14 protein-coding genes are annotated in these 16,941 nt (G+C 62.9%); 11 read left to right on the forward strand and 3 right to left on the reverse strand.

Features of this window, described 5'->3' with window-relative positions:
* Positions 1–2,810 (reverse strand): excinuclease ABC subunit UvrA (uvrA, locus tag Q7T10_RS07940; protein WP_370653746.1); only part of this gene is annotated, 2,810 nt, incomplete at its 3' end.
* A 202-nt stretch (positions 2,811–3,012) separates the two neighbouring features.
* Here uvrA and Q7T10_RS07945 point away from each other — a divergent pair.
* The 8 genes from Q7T10_RS07945 to Q7T10_RS07980 all read left to right on the forward strand — a co-directional run bounded on the left by Q7T10_RS07945 (position 3,013) and on the right by Q7T10_RS07980 (position 11,564).
* Positions 3,013–4,212, forward strand: a complete 1,200-nt coding sequence (locus Q7T10_RS07945; protein WP_304747400.1) for an MFS transporter — start codon at positions 3,013–3,015, stop codon at positions 4,210–4,212.
* A 27-nt stretch (positions 4,213–4,239) separates the two neighbouring features.
* Entirely contained in the window at positions 4,240–4,743 is a 504-nt protein-coding gene (ssb, locus tag Q7T10_RS07950; protein WP_304747355.1) for a single-stranded DNA-binding protein, read from the forward strand.
* Positions 4,744–4,936: 193 nt separating this feature from the next.
* On the forward strand, positions 4,937–5,983 hold the full coding sequence (locus Q7T10_RS07955) for an efflux RND transporter periplasmic adaptor subunit (protein WP_304747356.1): 1,047 nt from the start codon (positions 4,937–4,939) through the stop codon (positions 5,981–5,983).
* A gap of 1 nt (position 5,984) precedes the next feature.
* A complete protein-coding gene (locus Q7T10_RS07960) occupies positions 5,985–9,293 on the forward strand; it encodes an efflux RND transporter permease subunit (RefSeq protein WP_304747357.1) in 3,309 nt (1,102 codons plus the stop codon).
* Between the two features lie 70 nt (positions 9,294–9,363).
* A complete protein-coding gene (locus tag Q7T10_RS07965) occupies positions 9,364–9,588 on the forward strand; it encodes a DUF2892 domain-containing protein (protein WP_304747358.1) in 225 nt (74 codons plus the stop codon).
* Between the two features lie 45 nt (positions 9,589–9,633).
* Entirely contained in the window at positions 9,634–10,080 is a 447-nt protein-coding gene (locus tag Q7T10_RS07970; RefSeq protein ID WP_304747359.1) for an OsmC family protein, read from the forward strand.
* 36 nt (positions 10,081–10,116) lie between these two features.
* A complete protein-coding gene (locus Q7T10_RS07975; protein ID WP_304747360.1) occupies positions 10,117–11,277 on the forward strand; it encodes an NAD(P)/FAD-dependent oxidoreductase in 1,161 nt (386 codons plus the stop codon).
* The gene (locus Q7T10_RS07980; RefSeq protein WP_304747361.1) at positions 11,274–11,564 is read left to right on the forward strand and encodes a metal-sensing transcriptional repressor; all 291 of its coding nucleotides are present in this window, start codon (positions 11,274–11,276) and stop codon (positions 11,562–11,564) included. Before Q7T10_RS07975 ends, Q7T10_RS07980 begins: the two co-directional genes overlap by 4 nt.
* A 70-nt stretch (positions 11,565–11,634) precedes the next feature.
* On the opposite strand, the gene mnmA is transcribed toward Q7T10_RS07980, so the two are convergent.
* Positions 11,635–12,750 carry a tRNA 2-thiouridine(34) synthase MnmA gene (gene mnmA, locus Q7T10_RS07985; RefSeq protein WP_304747362.1) on the reverse strand — a complete coding sequence of 372 codons (1,116 nt, stop codon included), beginning with the start codon at positions 12,748–12,750 and terminating at the stop codon, positions 11,635–11,637.
* Positions 12,751–12,802: 52 nt separating this feature from the next.
* Here mnmA and Q7T10_RS07990 point away from each other — a divergent pair, with 52 nt between their 5' ends.
* Entirely contained in the window at positions 12,803–13,747 is a 945-nt protein-coding gene (locus Q7T10_RS07990) for a LysR substrate-binding domain-containing protein (RefSeq protein ID WP_304747363.1), read from the forward strand.
* Positions 13,748–13,962: 215 nt separating this feature from the next.
* Positions 13,963–14,484, forward strand: a complete 522-nt coding sequence (locus Q7T10_RS07995; protein ID WP_304747364.1) for a heme-binding protein — start codon at positions 13,963–13,965, stop codon at positions 14,482–14,484.
* Positions 14,485–14,526: 42 nt separating this feature from the next.
* Here Q7T10_RS07995 and Q7T10_RS08000 read toward each other — a convergent pair whose 3' ends face one another.
* Positions 14,527–15,465 carry a LysR substrate-binding domain-containing protein gene (locus Q7T10_RS08000; protein WP_304747365.1) on the reverse strand — a complete coding sequence of 313 codons (939 nt, stop codon included), beginning with the start codon at positions 15,463–15,465 and terminating at the stop codon, positions 14,527–14,529.
* Positions 15,466–15,644: 179 nt separating this feature from the next.
* Here Q7T10_RS08000 and Q7T10_RS08005 point away from each other — a divergent pair, with 179 nt between their 5' ends.
* On the forward strand, positions 15,645–16,916 hold the full coding sequence (locus Q7T10_RS08005) for an ABC transporter substrate-binding protein (RefSeq protein WP_304747366.1): 1,272 nt from the start codon (positions 15,645–15,647) through the stop codon (positions 16,914–16,916).
* Positions 16,917–16,941 lie beyond the last annotated feature (25 nt).

Here is a 16,941-nt window from a genome sequence, read left to right on the forward strand (position 1 = left end):
GTGGGTTCGTCCAGGATGTAGAGCGTGCGCCCGGTGTCGCGTTTGCTGAGTTCCAGCGCGAGCTTGACGCGCTGCGCCTCCCCGCCTGACAGCGTGGTGGCCGACTGGCCCAGCCGGAGGTAGCTCAAGCCGACGTCCAGCAGCGTGTGCAGCTTGCGCGCAATGTTGGGCAGGGCCTTGAAGAGTTCATGGGCCGCCTCGACCGTGAGGTCCAGGATTTGCGCGATATTCTTGCCCTTGTACAGAACTTCCAGCGTTTCGCGGTTGTAGCGCTTGCCGGCACAGACGTCACAGGGCACATACACGTCGGGCAAAAAATGCATCTCCACCTTGACCATGCCGTCGCCTTGGCAGGCTTCGCAACGGCCGCCCGCCACGTTGAAGCTGAAGCGCCCCGGGCCGTAGCCGCGCTCGCGCGCCATCGGCACCTCGGCCATCAGTTCGCGAATCGGGGTGAACAGGCCCGTGTAGGTCGCCGGGTTGGAGCGCGGCGTGCGCCCAATGGGGGACTGGTCGACATTGATGACCTTGTCGAAATGCTCAATGCCCTCGATCGCTTCGTGCGCCGCCGGCTCGTCGTGGGCGCGGTACAGCGTGCGCGCCACGGCCGTGTACAGCGTGTCGTTGACCAGCGTGGACTTGCCCGAGCCGGACACGCCGGTGACACAGGTCAACAAGCCCACCGGGAATTCAACATCGACGCCCTTGAGGTTATGACCGGTGGCGCCGATGACGCGCAGTGACTGCATGTCGCCCTGGGTGGCCAGGTGGGCGGCCTCGCGTGCGGCGCGACGCACGGCCGCCGGGCTGGGCGCGTGATGGGGTGACTTGTATTTGTCCGCCGCATGAGCGGCGTGCACGGTAGGTAGCCAGGGCGTGCGGCGCGTTGGCACGGCGATCTTCAGCGTCTGCGCCAGGTACTGCCCGGTGAGTGAATCGGGGTTCGCCTTGACTTCGTCAAAGGTCCCTTGTGCCATGACCCGCCCGCCATGGAGGCCGGCGCCGGGCCCCATGTCGATGATGTGATCAGCGGCGCGCATCATGTCTTCGTCGTGCTCCACCACCAGCACGCTGTTGCCGATGTTGCGCAGGTGTTTCAGCGTGTCAATCAGGCGGTCGTTGTCGCGCTGGTGCAGGCCGATGCTGGGCTCGTCCAGCACGTACATCACGCCGGTCAGGCCGGAGCCGATCTGCGAGGCCAGGCGAATGCGCTGCGACTCGCCGCCGCTCAGGGTCTCGGCGCTGCGGTCCAGGCTCAGGTAGTTCAGGCCCACGTCGTTGAGAAACTTCAGGCGCAGGCCGATTTCACGCACCACCTTGCCGGCGATCTCGCCCTTGGCGCCCTGCATCTGCAGGGTGTTGAAGTAGGTGTAGGCCTCGCGCAGCGTGGAGTGGCTGATCTCGAAGATGGCGCGCGCCTGCGTTCCTTCTCCAATCTTGACGTGCCGGGCCTCGCGTCTGAGCCGGGAACCCGCGCACTCCAGGCAGGGCTGCGTGCTGCGGTAGCGTGCCAGGTCTTCGCGCACCAGGGCCGAATCGGTCTCCTTGTAGCGCCGCTGCATGTTGGGAATGATGCCCTCGAACGGATGCTTCTTGCTGATCTTCTTGCCCTGTGAGGCGCCGGAGTCCATCACGTAGCTGAATTTGATGTCTTCGTCGCCGGAACCCTGCAGTACGGCTTGCTGCACCTCGGGGGGCAGCGATTCGAAAGCCTGCTCGATGTCAAACTTGTAGTGTTTGGCCAGGCTCTCCAGCAGGGCAAAGTAGTAGCCATTGCGCCGGTCCCAGCCCTTGATGGCGCCACTGGCCAGGCTCAAAGACGGGAAGGCGACGACGCGCGTCGGGTCGAAGAATTCCTGCGAGCCCAGGCCGTCGCAGGCCGGGCAAGCCCCTACCGGCGAGTTGAAGGAAAACAGGCGCGGCTCCAGCTCGCTGATGGAGTAGCTGCACACCGGGCAGGAGAATTTGGCGTTGAATAAGTGCTCTTTTGGGCTGTAGCCCGCGTCCCCATTGCCTGGAGTGCTATCAATTTCGACGGCAATGGCACGGCCGCCGGCCAGCCGCAGGGCGGCTTCAAAACTCTCGGCGAGACGCTGCTTCAAATCCGGGCGCACCTTGATGCGGTCAATCACCACGTCGATGTCGTGCTTTTCGGTCTTCTTGAGTTGCGGCAGGTTGTCGAATTCGTACGCTTGCCCGTTGACCCGGAAGCGCACGTAGCCCTGCGCCTGCATGTCGGCAAAGACGTCGAGGAACTCGCCTTTCTTCTCCCGCGCCAGCGGCGCCAGAATCATCAATCGCGTGTCCAGCGGCAGGGCCAGCACCGCATCCACCATCTGGCTCACGGTCTGGGCCTGCAGGGGCAGACCGTGGTCGGGGCAGAAGGGCGTGCCAGCCCGGGCAAAGAGCAAGCGCAGGTAGTCGTGGATCTCGGTCACCGTGCCCACGGTCGAGCGCGGGTTGTGCGAGGTGGCTTTTTGCTCGATCGAGATGGCGGGGCTCAGGCCCTCGATCACGTCCACATCGGGCTTGTCCATCAGTTGCAGGAACTGGCGCGCGTAGGTGGAGAGGCTCTCCACGTAGCGGCGCTGGCCCTCCGCGTACAGGGTGTCGAATGCCAGGCTTGACTTGCCGGAACCGCTCAGGCCCGTGATGACCACCAGCTGGTTGCGCGGGATGTCCAGGTCAATGTTCTTGAGGTTGTGCGTGCGCGCACCGCGAATGCTGATGGTCTGGTGCTGCAGGGCCGTGGCAAGGTACTTGCCGTCGGGATGGTGTTCGAGGCCGGTGCCGTCGGTGGGAGAGTTCAAGGTGGAATGTGCTCGGGAAAACCCACCATGATAGTTAAAGATCACCTCGTTGACACGCCTTATTGGTGTGGTGTGGGTCAGATCGGGGACAATTCAGCGCTTGTGTTGCCGTGGCTGTTCTCGGCTTTGTGTGTTGGAGACCCCCGTTTTGCCTAAAGTTGATGTCCCGTTGACGGAGAAAACCACTGTTGCGGCCGGCGTGATGACGCCGGTGGAACGGCGGGCCAGCTTTTCGCTGGCCACCATTTTTGCCCTGCGCATGTTGGGCTTGTTCCTGATATTGCCGGTATTTGCGATCGAAGCCGGCAAATACCCCGGCGGTGACGATCCGGCCCTGGTTGGCCTGGCCATGGGTATTTATGGCTTGACCCAGGCCCTGCTGCAGTTCCCTTTTGGCATGGCGTCTGACCGGCTGGGGCGCAAGCGGGTGATTGTGTTCGGCATGGTCATTTTTGCCATCGGCAGCTTCGTGGCGGCCCTGGCCCCCAGCCTCACCTGGCTGGCCATTGGGCGGGCGCTGCAGGGTGCCGGTGCCGTTTCGGCGGCCGTGACCGCCTTGCTGGCGGACCAGACCCGGGATGAAGTGCGTACCAAATCCATGGCGCTGGTGGGCGCGAGCATCGGGCTGATGTTTGCGCTGTCGCTGGTCGTGGCGCCATTGCTGGTGGCCTACACCGGGCTGGCCGGGCTGTTTGCCTTGACCGGCGGACTGGCCCTGGTGGGCATCGCGGTGGTGATCTGGTGGGTGCCGCCCGAACCACGGCAGCACAAAAACCTGCCGCGTGGCCGTCTGTTGGAGGTCTTGCGCCTGCCCGCGCTGCTGCGCCTGAATCTTGGCGTGTTTGTGCTGCACGCGGTGCAACTGGCGATGTGGATGGCTGTGCCCGCCTTGCTGGTGCAGGCGGGTTTGTCCCGTGAGCACCACTGGTGGGTCTACCTGCCCGCCGTGCTGGCGTCGTTCTTTGTCATGGGGGCCACGCTGTTCCCGCTCGAAAAACGGGGCTACCTGCGGGCCGTGTTTCTGAGCGCAGTGGGCCTGATCGGCGCGGTACAGGTAGGTTTCCTGGCCGTGGCCTCGTCGGGCGCCCCCGGCGTGGGCGCGCTGGCGGTCCTGCTGTTTGTGTTCTTCTGCGGTTTCAATGTGCTGGAGGCCAGCCAGCCGAGCATGGTGTCGCGTGTGGCACCGGCCCACGTCCGCGGCGCGGCGATGGGGGTGTACAACACGCTGCAGTCGCTGGGTCTTTTTGCCGGCGGCGTGATGGGCGGCTGGCTGGTGAAGCAGGTTGGCGCGCAGGGCCTGTTCGCCGCTTGTGCCGGGGCCATGCTGTTGTGGCTGCTGGTGGCCTGGCCGATGCGGGCTCCCGCTGCCCATGCGTCGGGGCTGGCGTCAAAGGCAGGATAATCGTCTTAAATTCTGGAGGAAGAAACAATGGCATCCGTTAACAAAGTCATTCTGGTCGGCAACTGCGGCCGGGACCCCGAAATTCGTTATTTGCCTTCGGGCCAGGCGGTCGCCAATATCAGCGTGGCGACCTCGTCACGCCGCAAGGACAAAAATACCGGCGAAAGTATCGAAGACACGCAGTGGCATCGGGTGACGTTTTACGACCGGCTGGCTGAAATTGCGGGCGAGTATGTCAAGAAAGGGCAGCCCATTTACGTTGAAGGCCGCCTGAAGTACGGCAAGTACACCGATCAGGCCGGCGTGGAAAAGAACACGGTAGACATCATAGCCACCGAAATGCAGCTTCTGGGCAAGCGCGAGGGCATGGGCGGACCCGGCGGCGACGAAGGTGGTGGCGGTGGAGGCGGCTATTCGCGTCCGGCACCCGCGTCACGCCCCCCGGCTCCCGCCCCGGCGCAGCGCCAGGCCCCGGCGCAGTCCAAGCCATCAAGCGGCTTTGACGACATGGACGACGATATTCCGTTCTGAAGAACGTCGGGATTGGCATTCAGGCCCTCGCAGCGATCAGGTTGCGAGGGCCTTTTGCATGGGGTTCTTGTACTGTGGGGGGTATGCATATATACTCCGCATAGTATTTTTAAGGTGCCACATGAGTCCACATGCATTCCCCGACTTTCTCCGGTCCGCCCGACACGCCCTACCGTGGTTCGGTGCATTTGCCATGTCCATCGCCGCAGCCCAGGGCAGTATTCAGGTGCCTGCGGTCCAGGTGCAGGCCAGGTCGGTGGCGACCGGGTTCGAGCTGGATGGCGTGATCCAGCCAGTCAAGCAGAGCACGATTTCGGCACAGGCCGGCGGCCGCATTGCCACGCTCGTGGTGAAGGCGGGAGACAAAGTACGGGTCGGTCAGGTACTGGCCACCATTGACGACCGGGAGGCGCAGACCGGTGTGCAGCGCAGCCAGGCCCAGGTGGCGCAGGCGCAAGCCGAGTTGCGCAACGCCCAGGCCAACTTTGACCGGACGCGTGACTTGCAGGCCAAGGGTTTTGTCAGCGCCGCGGCGCTCGATACCGCCGAATCCCAGCTCAAGGGCGCGCAGGCCGGGCGCGACCAGGCTGGCGCCGGGGCGAGGCAGTCGGCCTTGGCGCAGGGCTTTACCCGCGTGACCGCGCCCTACGATGGCTGGGTGCTTCAGACGCACGCGGAAGCGGGCGACCTGGCGGTGCCGGGCAAGCCACTTCTCACGCTCTACGCGCCGTTGCCGATACGGGCTGTGGTCCAGGTGCCGGTATCCCGCTCGGGCGTCGCGCACGCAGCCGGTGCGGTCGAGGTGTTGTTGCCCGGTGGTGACGGCGGCGCACGCTGGATTCGTCCGGTGTCGGTGGCGACTGTTCCCACGGCAGACCCGGTTTCCCAAACGATTGAGTGGCGTCTTGAATTGCCGGCGGAGGCCGCGAAGACCTTCCTGCCAGGGCAGCAGGTGCGCGTGCGTTTTGCCGGGAGTCAGGCGACTCGCATGGTGGTGCCAGCTGCGGCCGTGCTGCGACGCGGCGAATTGACAGCGGTCTATGTCGTCTCGGGCAAGGGCTTCGCGCTCAAAGCGGTGCGCCTGGGGGCCGAGCACGGGGCCGACGGTGTGGAGGTGGTGGCGGGCCTGGCGGATGGTGACCGTGTGGCACTGGATCCGGTCAGAGCCGGTTTGGCGGGCGCACAAGCGGCGGCAGCCGCAACAGTGGCGCCGGTGGTACCGCCTGCCGCAGCCAAGTGAGATGGCCATGAACGAGAAACCATCCATGGGCATCTCCGGCCGCATTGCTGCGGCCTTCCAGGCCAATGCGCTGACCCCCTTGCTGGCGCTGGTCGCTTTGCTGTTGGGGGTGTTTGCCGTGCTCGTGACGCCGCGCGAAGAAGAGCCGCAAATCAATGTCACCATGGCCAATGTGCTGATCCCTTTTCCAGGCGCCAGCAGTGTCGATGTGCAGAACATGGTGGCGCGTCCGGCAGAGCAGGTGCTGAGCCAGATTGCGGGCATCGAGCACACCTATTCTGTGGCGCGACCCGGCCTGGCCGTGCTGACGGTCCAGTTCAAGGTCGGCGTGCCGCGCACGGAGGCGCTGGTGCGTCTGTATGACGTGCTCAACGCCAACCAGGACTGGTTGCCGCCCGAACTGGGCACGCTCACTCCCATCGTGAAACCCAAGGGCATCGATGACGTGCCGGTGCTCGGGGTGACTCTGTGGAGTCGTGAATCCCTGCCCGCCTACGAGCTGGAGCGGGTCGCGCATGCGGTGGAGAACGAACTCAAAGCGGTCCCCGGTACCCGTGAGGTTCAGACCATTGGGGGACCGGGCCGCGCCGTGCACGTGTGGCTGGACCCGGTACGTCTGCGTGAACGGGGTGTGGATATCCAGTCGCTCAAGCAGTCGCTGGCAGCGTCCAACTCTGGCATGCCCTCAGGCGCAGTGCTGGACACGGCTGGCAAGTCGGCCCAGATGCTCACGGTAGAGACCGGTGAGTTCTTGCGGTCCGAGCAGGACGTCGGCGACCTGGTCGTGGGTGTGAGCCGGGGAATGCCGGTGTACCTGCGTGAGGTGGCGCGTATCGAGACCGGCGCGCAACTGCCGCAACGCTATGTGTGGTTTACCCCTGGCGGCATGGCCGCGCAGCCGATCGATACAACGGCCGACAAGGCGTCAGTCCAGGCGCAGGCGGGCAGTGTGTACCCGGCGGTAACGATCACCGTCACCAAAAAACCTGGCGAAAACGCGGTGGATGTGTCGCGGGCGGTGCGCGAGCGCATCAAGGCCCTGAACAACACGGTGATTCCCTCCAACATCGAGACCACGATCACCCGTGACTACGGGGAGACCGCGGCTGAAAAAGCCAACAAGCTGATCCAGAAGCTGGCGTTTGCGACCGGCTCGGTCATCCTGCTGGTGGGCTTCGCCCTCGGTCGGCGGGAAGCGGTGATTGTGGGCGCGGCGGTCATTCTCACGCTCACGGCCACGCTGTTTGCGTCATGGGCCTGGGGTTTCACGCTCAACCGGGTGTCGCTGTTTGCGCTCATTTTCTCGATCGGCATTCTGGTGGACGACGCCATTGTGGTGGTGGAGAATATCCACCGTCACCAGCAGTTGACGCCGGACGCCACCCTCAAGGAGATCATTCCGCGCGCGGTGGATGAAGTTGGCGGCCCGACCATTCTCGCCACCCTGACCGTCATTGCCGCCCTGTTGCCGATGGCCTTTGTGTCGGGTCTGATGGGCCCCTACATGAGCCCGATCCCGATCAACTCCAGCCTCGGCATGGCCTTGTCGCTGGCGATCGCGTTCACGGTCACACCCTGGCTTGCGCTGAAACTGATGAAACCGCATGGCCATGCCACGGCGGCGCACGGCAGCCCCAAAGGCCTGGGTCCGAAATTGCAGACCCTGTTCACCCGCGTTCTCACACCGTTTCTGGACAGTGCGCGCAAACGCTGGCTGCTGCTCGGGGGCATATTGATCGCCCTGATGCTGTCGGTCGGTCTGACGCTGGTGCAGTGGGTCGTCATGAAGATGCTGCCCTTTGACAACAAGAGCGAGTTCCAGGTAGTGGTGGAAATGCCGGCCGGCACAGCGCTGGAAAATACGGCGGCGACCCTGCATGAACTGGGTGCGTTTCTGGCGCAGCAGCCCGAGGTGCTGAACCTGCAGGCCTACGCGGGCACCGCCTCGCCCATCACCTTCAATGGCCTGGTGCGCCAGTACTACATGCGCGCCGAGGTGGAGCAGGGCGACCTGCAGGTGAACCTGGTGGACAAGAAGCATCGCAGCGAGCAAAGCCACGCGATTGCCCAGCGCCTGCGCCCCGATCTGGAAAAGATTGGCCTGCGCCACAACGCGCGCATCAAAGTGGTCGAAGTGCCGCCCGGTCCCCCGGTGATGTCGCCCCTGGTGGCGGAGGTCTATGGCCCTGACGAAGCGGGGCGCCAGCAGGTGGCGAGCCGCATTGCCAAGGCCTTTGCCGATACGCCGGACATCGTCGGTGTCGACACCTCGCTCAAGGAAGACGCCTCACGGGCTTACTTGCGAGTGCGCCGTCAGCGCGCCGAGTCCCTGGGCATTCCGGTGGCGGTGGTGGCGCAAACAGCCGCCATGGCCCTGTCGGGCGCGAATGCCGCGTATCTGCACGATGGGCAGTCCAAGTATCCTGTTCCGGTGCGCCTGCAGTTGCCACTGCAATCCCAGGTCGGTCTGGATGCCCTGCTCGCCATGCCGCTGCGTGCCGCCAATGGCCAGATGGTGCCCTTGAGCGAACTGGTTCAGGTGGAGCGTGGTGTCATCGACAAGCCCTTGTTCACCAAGGACCTGCAGGGCGTGAGCTATGTGTTTGGTGACATGGCGGGCAAGCTGGACTCACCCTTGTATGGCCTGTTCTCCATCCGCAGCAAGCTGGCGGGCGCGGCATTGCCGGGCACCGGCGAGCTCGGTGAATACTGGATTCGCCAGCCGTCGGATCATTACCGCCAGTACGCCATCAAGTGGGATGGCGAATGGCAGATCACCTATGAGACTTTCCGCGACATGGGTGCGGCGTATGGCGTCGGTTTGATCCTGATCTACCTGCTGGTGGTGGCGCAGTTTCGCAGCTACCTGACGCCGCTGGTCATCATGGCGCCGATTCCGCTGACCATCATTGGTGTGATGCCGGGGCACGCCCTGACAGGCGCCCAGTTCACCGCCACCTCCATGATCGGCATGATTGCGCTGGCGGGCATCATCGTTCGCAATTCCATCCTGCTGGTGGACTTCATCGAGCTGCAAGTCAGTCAGGGCCTGGCGTTCAAGGACGCGGTGGTTCAGTCGGCTGCGGTGCGGGCCCAGCCGATCGCCCTGACGGGCCTGGCGGCCATGATCGGTGCGTTTTTCATTCTCGATGACCCGATCTTCAACGGCCTGGCCGTCACCCTGATCTTTGGCATTCTGGTGTCGACCCTGCTGACGCTCGTGGTCATCCCGGTGCTCTATTACGCTTTGTTCCGGCGTCGCATGGAATCCCGCGCCAGCTTGAATTCCGTCAACGTCAGTCCCACTTGAGTCATCGCATACCCAGACATCCAGGTTCCCGCGTTTCCTTTTCATCATTTTTTTTCTTAGGAGTATTTCCATGACTGTTCAACGTTACATCGTCGTTTTTGCCGGCCTCTTCATCATGATCTCACTGGCGCTGGGCGTCGAGGGAAGTCCGCTGTTCGTCAGCAAATGGGCGCTGGCTTTCACGGCTTTTGTGGGTGTCAACCTGTTCCAGTCGGGCTTCACCAATTTTTGCCCGCTCGGCGTCATCCTGAAAAAGCTCGGCGTGCCCGAATCGAAAATCGGCTGCGCCAACTGAGATTGAGGACCGGCAGCATTTCATCGCTTTTTTTCGGGAGACGCCATGAGTGAGACCAGCATCCACGTTCAGCTCCATCAGAAGCAGGACTACCAGTTTGACGTCCACTTTGGTGGCGCCGTTCCCGACCTCATGGGGGATGAGCCGGCACCGCTGGGCGCGGGCCAGGGACCGTCACCGGTGCAACTGCTGGCCGCTGCGGTCGGCAATTGCCTGTCGGATTCCCTGTTGTTCGCCTTGCGAAAATTCAAGCAGGCGCCGGAGCCCATTGCGTGCGATGTGCATGCCGACGTCGGCCGCAATGCCGAGGGGCGCCTGCGCGTGCTGGGCATCAAGGCGGTGCTGACGCTGGGGGTTCCCGCCGCTTCTCTGGAACATCTGGATCGCGTGCTCGGACAGTTCGAGTCCTATTGCACGGTGACTCAGAGCGTCGGGCAGGGCATTCCTGTGACGATTGAGGTCGTCGACGCGCTCGGTGCCCGGTTGAAGTGAATTTGTGAAGGACAACTCAATGTTGCGAGTATGGCTATGAAGATGACCGCTTCCACATCAAGGCGTGTCACCGTGATCGGTGCCGGCTTTGGCGCCCTGTCCGTCGTGCGGGAACTGCGCCAGCGGGATGCCAGCATTGAGATCACCCTGATTGCGCCGCGCGCCGAGTTGCACTACTTGCCGGGCATCATCTGGATACCCAGTGGCTTGCGCACGCGCGAGCAACTCGTGGTGCCGCTGGACAACTTTTTTCGCCGCATGCGTGTCACGCATGTCGCGGCTGAAGTCACTGGCCTTCGCGAAGGCGGGCGCGTGGTGGATGTGGTGGCCAATGGCGCTGTGAGCGAGGTGCGCAACGATGCGCTGGTGATCGCATCGGGCGGGCGTTTCATCAAGAAACTGCCTGGCATCGAGCACGCCATCACTCCCTGTGAAGGCATTGCGTCGGCCGAGCGCATCCGCGACCGGCTTAAACAGATGCAGGGTGGCACCATCGCCTGCGGTTTTGCCGGCAATCCCAACGAGCCCAGTGCGGTGCGCGGCGGGCCCATGTTTGAATTTTTGTTTGGCATTGACGAGCAACTCAAACGCGAAGGGCGGCGGGACAAGTTCGAGCTGGTGTTCTTCAACCCCTCGATGGAACCGGGCAACCGCCTCGGTCCCAAGGCGGTACGCCATTTGCTCGATGAAATGGCGCGGCGCAATATTCGCACGCACCTGGGGCACAAACTCAAGAGTTTCGACGCCGAAAAAATTGTCACCGAGGGCGGCACGTTTGCGGCTGACCTGATCCTGTTCATGCCCGGCATGACGGGCAACCTGTGGTTTGACCAGACCGATCTGGCTCGCTCGCCCGGGGGGCTGCTCAAGGCCGACGCGCAATGTCGGGTCGAAGGCGCAAATCAGGTCTATGTGGTGGGAGATTCGGGCAGTTTTCCCGGGCCGGACTGGATGCCCAAGCAGGCCCATATGGCCGACCTGCAGGCTGCTGCCGCAGCGGCCAATCTGCTGGCCGGGTTGCGGGGCGAGGTCGGCAACGCCAACTTCAAAGTGGAACTGATCTGCATCATCGACGCCCTCGATCAGGGCACGCTGGTGTGGCGCACGCCAGACCGCAACATCATCCTGCCTTCCTCCCGCGTGTTTCATTGGCTCAAGCGTGGTTTTGAGCGCCTGTATTTGAGGAGATACCAATGACCAAGTTAATGGATGTGGCGGCCCGTACCGATGTCCTGAACCGGCTGCGTCGCGCCGAGGGACAGATTCGGGGCGTCCAGCGCATGATCGAGGAGGGCGAAAGCTGCCTCAAGATCGGACAGCAGTTCTCGGCCGTGCGCAAGGCGCTGGACAGCACCTATCTGCGGATGACCATGTGCTTCATGGAGCAGGAACTCGACGCCTGCATGAGGCCCGACGACTCGCAGAAAGCCGGTCTGGACCTCATGCTGAAGGACATGGAAGCCCTGCTGGCCCGCATGGGTTGAAGTAATTTACAGGTTTTTGGCCCCTAGCCCGCGTCTATATTGCCTGGTGTGCTATTAAATAAATAGCAATTCAAGCCGCAATCACACCGCCACCCAGACACACTTCACCGTCATACAGGACGGCGGACTGGCCCGGCGTGACGGCCCATTGCGGCTCCGGGAAGGTCAGACTGAAAGCCTCGCCCGCGCCGGCTGCCAGGAGGCAGGGGGCATCGGCCTGACGATAGCGGGTTTTGGCCGAGAACTGGCCCGCGACGGAGGCCGTGCCGGCGACCCAGCTGGCGTCCTGCGCGGTCAAGCTGTGGGACTGCAGCCAGGGATGGTCGTGCCCCTGCACCACCCACAGCGTGTTTTTCTCCATGTCCTTGCGTGCCACAAACCAGGGGGCGTGTTCACCGCCGCCTTTTTGCGCGCCTTTGGCTTTGATACCGCCGATGCCCAGGCCCTGGCGTTGCCCCAGGGTGTAAAAGCTCAAGCCCACATGCTGGCCGATGGTGCGGCCTTTCTCATCCTTGATCGGGCCGGGTTCCTTGGCGATGTAGTGGTTCAGAAAGTCCCGGAACGGCCGCTCGCCAATAAAGCAGATGCCGGTGGAGTCCTTCTTTTTCGCATTGGGCAGACCGATCTCCAAGGCAATTCGGCGCACCTCGGTCTTGTGCAGCTCACCGACCGGGAACAGTGTTTTGGAGAGCTGCGCCTGGTTGAGCCGGTGCAGAAAATAACTCTGGTCCTTGGAGGGGTCCAGACCCTTGAGCAACTCGTGTTTGCCGGTGACTGCGTTCAGGCGCACCCGGGCATAATGCCCGGTGGCTATTTTCTCGGCACCGAGACGTAGCGCATGGTCCAGAAATGCCTTGAACTTGATTTCGGCATTGCACAGAATGTCCGGGTTGGGGGTGCGCCCGGCCTGGTATTCGCGCAGAAATTCCGCAAACACCCGGTCCTTGTACTCGGCGGCAAAGTTCACGTGCTCAATCTCGATGCCAATCACGTCCGCCACTGCCGCGGCGTCCACGAAATCGATGTTGGAGGAACAGAATTCCGAGTCGTCGTCATCCTCCCAGTTCTTCATGAAGATGCCGATGACCTCATAGCCCTGCTGCTTCAACAGCCAGGCGGTCACCGCGGAGTCCACGCCGCCGCTCAAACCCACCACCACGCGTTGCCCAATGTGTTGCTTGTCCATAGGTGTGAGATTATCCCTGTCATGACCCTTCCACGTTCTTGACCGTCTCGCCATGGAACTTCGCCAACTCAAGTATTTTGTCCGTGTGGTCGAACTCGGCAGCATGAGCCGTGCCGCGCTGGATCTGGACCTGGTCCAGTCGGCCCTGAGCCAGCAAATCAGCCGGCTGGAGAGCGAGCTGTCCACCCGGCTCCTGCAGCGCAGCAGCAAAGGCGTGGTGGCAACCGAGGCCGGCATGGCTTTTTTCCGCGAGGCCCAGCTGGCCTTGCGCCATACCGAGCAGGCGGCGCGCGCCGCCCAGCAGGCGCGCCTGACCGGCACAGTGAGTGTGGGCCTGGCCTCCACCACCGCCTCGGTGTTGGGCGTGCCCCTGATGCGCGCCATGCGCGAGCGTTATCCGGACGTGCGCTTGCACATTGTGGAAAGCATGTCGGGCCATATCACCGCCATGCTGAATGCGCGCCAGCTCGATCTGGCGGTGTTGTTTGACACCGGCGCCGCCCGGCGCTGGAGTGTGCTGCCGCTGCTGGAAGAAAAATTGTTCCTGATCGGTCCCCGCGCCCTTGGTGAGGCCGGCGTGAAACCGCGCCCGGGCGGCACCCGCATGGCGCAGCTCAAAGGCGTGCCCCTGATCCTGCCTACCGGCGCGCACGGCCTGCGCAGTACGCTGGACGCTGCGTTTGCCCGCGCCAAATTCCAGCCGCATTTGGTGGCTGAAATCGACTCGCTGGCGATGCTGATGGATACGGTGAGTTCCGGGCTGGGCAGCACCGTGCAGCCGTGGGCGGCACTCGGCCGCATTGCGGATGCAGCGCAGCGTTTTCAGTGGTCGGAGATCGCCGACGCACAAGTCCGCCGTACCAACGCCCTGTGCAGCCTGTCAGACGACGAACTCTCGCCGGCGGCACTCGCCACCCGCGTGGTGCTGGCCGACTGCGCACGCGAGTTGGTGCGCTCGGGGGGACGCTGGGTGGGTGCCACCCTGATAGCCGAGTAGGGGCGCGTCGCGCCACCGCTGAACCATCACGAATCGTGATGCTCCCATGCCATGGACTGCATGGGCGCCAGCGCTTGCCGGGATTACATTGCACGCATCCTTTCATCGCCCGTCGGGATGCCGGGACTGCCCCTGTCTGCCAGGTGGGCAATACAGGCACGGGCTTGCTGCCAGGTGCTTCAATACTTGGCATCATAAAAATGTGGAGATCAGACATGACATTCAACTTTCGCCCGACCCTGGTTTCGCTGGGTCTCGTTCTGCTGGCTGTGAGCGCCAGCCATGCCCAACAGCCCAATCCGCTAGACAACGTTCCGGAAAAAATGCCTTTCGATGTGCCTTATGGCACACCGATATCGCTGGAGCGGGCCGATGCTGTGCTGGCCGCGGCGGTGGCTGAGTCCAAAGCCCGCAACTGGAAAATGGTGTGTGCTGTGATGGACTCGGGAGCGAGCCTGGTGTCGTTCAAACGCATGGACGGCGCCCAGTTGGCCTCGGTGGAAATCGCCATTCACAAGGCGCGCGCATCAGCCAAGTACCGTCGTGAAACCAAGGCGTTTGAGGCTGGCATCCAGAATGGACTCAACTACCTGATGACGCTGGATGACCTCATTGCCTCGCGCGGCGGTATCCCGCTGGTCGAGGCCGGCAAGATCATCGGGGCGATCGGCTGCTCAGGCGGTACGGGCTCGCAGGACGAGGTGGTGGCCAAAGCGGGTGTAGCCACCGTCAAGTAGGCTTCTGGACACCGGGCCGGGGCGTGGGTGGCACACGGCCGCTCAGTAAAGCAGGTCCACGCCCTTCCATGCGCCTGACCCGACCAGTTGTTTCACGGTTTCCTTGAGCTCGGCTCGAACCGCCGCCGCCGCTGGAGACAGCCGCTCGGGAACCACCGTGTACAGGTAGTTCTGCCGCTTCATGTTGGCATCTGAAATGGCCAGGCAGCGCCATCCTTCGCGCATCTGGCCTGCCAACAAGGCGGCGGCCATCGGTTTGATCGTCGCGCCCATGCCGTCGTAAACGCAGGCCATCAAAAGGGATAGCGAATCGATCTCGGCCACCACTTGTGCTGACAGGTTGCGTTGCTCAAACTCAGCCGTAATGCGACGTCGAAGACCATGAATGCCGGTCGGCAATATCAGTGGCAGCTGGGCCGCCTCGGCGATGCTGAGTTTGACGCGCCGCTCCGCAATCAACGGGCTGTGTGTTGGCAGTATGACAAACAGCTCCTCTTCGACCAGCGGGTCAGCCGGCAATTCGGGGATGGCATCGCGGCTGAAAAGTATCACCAGGTCCAGCTGTCCGAGCTGCATCATCTGGCGCAGATGGCCGCTCATGCCCTCCACCACATTGAGAACAATGCCAGGGTATTTTTCCCGGATTCTGCGCACGAACGGAACACCGAGAGCACAAATGGTGGTGGCCGCCAGTCCAACCGACACCATGCCGTGCACCGTCCCGGCTTCCTGGCGAGCCACCGACAGGGCCTGGTCAAGTTGACGCAGCATGAAGCGCGCGTGATGGTGCAGGGCCGTGCCGTTTTCCGTGGGCGTCACCCCTTTGGACGTTCTGACCAGCAGCGGCTTGCCCACCTCCGCCTCCAGCTTGGCCAGTTGCTGACTGAGTGCCGGTTGCGCAATGAAGAGCTGCCGGGAGGCTTTGGCGAGACTGCCGCTCTCGATGATCTGAACAAAGTATTTGAGTTGGCGCAGGTCCATTGATCGGTTCCAAAGTAGGTGCAGCAGACAGCATATAAGAAATTTGTATAGCCCATCTCGGAAAACAGTATTTTCCCAATGCAGTGAATCTTCCTAGAATTTGCACGGACCCCATGCAGTTGGCGGCGTTCAAACCAAAAATCCGGCCGTTTCGGTCGAATACAAAGAGGAGATGACAAATGGAACATGACAAGAAAGACGGCAGCTTGGTGCTGCAATCGCCGCTGCGGCGCAGCGCGCTGAAGGCGGGCATTGCGATGGCGGGGGTCTCGGCTTTGGGTTTTCCGGCGATCGTCCACAGCCAGGCAGAAAAAATCAAAATCGGCCACCTGACCCCCATGACCGGCTTTCTTGGCTCGCTCGGCGAATACGCCGTGATGGGCATGAAGATGGCGGCCGAAGAGGTCAACGCGGCGGGTGGCGTCATGGGGCGCCAGCTCGACGTGCTGTCGGAAGACTCGGTCAATCCCTCCCTGGCGGCAAGCAAGGCCCAGCGCATGATTGAGCGCGACGGCGTCGCCGTGCTGATGGGTGAGATCAATTCGGCCTCGGCGCTGACGATCTCGCAGGTGGCGGCGCGCAACAAGAAGCTGTTCATGAGCATCGGTGCGCGCTCGGACGCGCTGCGCGGCAAGGACTGCAACCGCTACACCTTCCATGTCGACATTCCGGTGACCGTGATGGTCAACGCCGTCGGTCAGGCGCTGGTGCGTGACAACATGGTCAAGGGCAAGAAGATCTTCAGCCTGACAGCCGATTACCTGTTCGGCCACGACCTGTCGAACAAGGCCAAGAAGTTCTTCGCCGATAACGGTGGCAACCAGATCGGCGACGAGCTGGTGGCCACGGACGTAGCGGACTTCAGCCCCTATCTGCTCAAGATTCGTCAGGCGCGGCCCGACCTGGTAGCCACCAATCTGGCGGGCAACCAGGTCACCAACTTCGTCAAGCAGTATGCCGAGTTCGGCCTGCCCTTCCCGGTGGTCGGCTTCAACCTGAATACCGCCGACGCCTGGGCCGCCGGTGAAGGCAACCTGAGCGGCATCTGGCCGACGGTGTGGCATCACGACCTGCAGACGCCGGGCTCAAAAGCTTTTGTTGCCAACTTCACCAAGAAGTACGGAAAGATCCCCGAGAACCATGCCTGGATCGAATACGTGTCGCTCAAGATGATGGCGCAGGCCATGAACGCCACCAAGTCCACCGACACCGAGAAGCTGATTGCCTATTTCGAGTCCGAGGCCCAGTTCGACATCCTGAAGGCGCGCAAGGCCTACTTCCGTTCCTGGGACCACCAGCTGATGCAGGAGGCCTATCCGTTCACGGTCAAGGCCAAAGGCCAGGCCAAGGACAAGCAGGACTTTCTCAAGTTCGGCGACGCGGTGCCCGCACCGAACCAGCCGCTGGAACTGCTGGCCCCCACCAGGGCAGACAGCGCCTGCAAGATGTGAGTCGTCGCAGGCGGCCGTGGCGCTG

The sequence above is a fragment of the Rhodoferax sp. genome (assembly GCF_030646845.1).
In the GTDB taxonomy this organism is placed as follows: Bacteria; Pseudomonadota; Gammaproteobacteria; order Burkholderiales; family Burkholderiaceae_C; genus Rhodoferax.

Excerpts from the sequence above, each read along its gene's own strand:
- Q7T10_RS07960 (WP_304747357.1), top strand. The coding sequence starts at position 5,985 with ATGGCCATGAACGAGAAACCATCCATGGGCATCTCCGGCCGCATTGCT.
- Q7T10_RS07965 (WP_304747358.1), top strand. The coding sequence starts at position 9,364 with ATGACTGTTCAACGTTACATCGTCGTTTTTGCCGGCCTCTTCATCATG.
- Q7T10_RS07970 (WP_304747359.1), top strand. The coding sequence starts at position 9,634 with ATGAGTGAGACCAGCATCCACGTTCAGCTCCATCAGAAGCAGGACTAC.
- Q7T10_RS08000 (WP_304747365.1), bottom strand. The coding sequence starts at position 15,465 with ATGGACCTGCGCCAACTCAAATACTTTGTTCAGATCATCGAGAGCGGC.
- ssb (WP_304747355.1), top strand. The coding sequence starts at position 4,240 with ATGGCATCCGTTAACAAAGTCATTCTGGTCGGCAACTGCGGCCGGGAC.
- Q7T10_RS07995 (WP_304747364.1), top strand. The coding sequence starts at position 13,963 with ATGACATTCAACTTTCGCCCGACCCTGGTTTCGCTGGGTCTCGTTCTG.
- mnmA (WP_304747362.1), bottom strand. The coding sequence starts at position 12,750 with ATGGACAAGCAACACATTGGGCAACGCGTGGTGGTGGGTTTGAGCGGC.
- Q7T10_RS07980 (WP_304747361.1), top strand. The coding sequence starts at position 11,274 with ATGACCAAGTTAATGGATGTGGCGGCCCGTACCGATGTCCTGAACCGG.
- Q7T10_RS07990 (WP_304747363.1), top strand. The coding sequence starts at position 12,803 with ATGGAACTTCGCCAACTCAAGTATTTTGTCCGTGTGGTCGAACTCGGC.
- Q7T10_RS07945 (WP_304747400.1), top strand. The coding sequence starts at position 3,013 with ATGACGCCGGTGGAACGGCGGGCCAGCTTTTCGCTGGCCACCATTTTT.
- Q7T10_RS08005 (WP_304747366.1), top strand. The coding sequence starts at position 15,645 with ATGGAACATGACAAGAAAGACGGCAGCTTGGTGCTGCAATCGCCGCTG.
- Q7T10_RS07955 (WP_304747356.1), top strand. The coding sequence starts at position 4,937 with ATGTCCATCGCCGCAGCCCAGGGCAGTATTCAGGTGCCTGCGGTCCAG.
- Q7T10_RS07975 (WP_304747360.1), top strand. The coding sequence starts at position 10,117 with ATGAAGATGACCGCTTCCACATCAAGGCGTGTCACCGTGATCGGTGCC.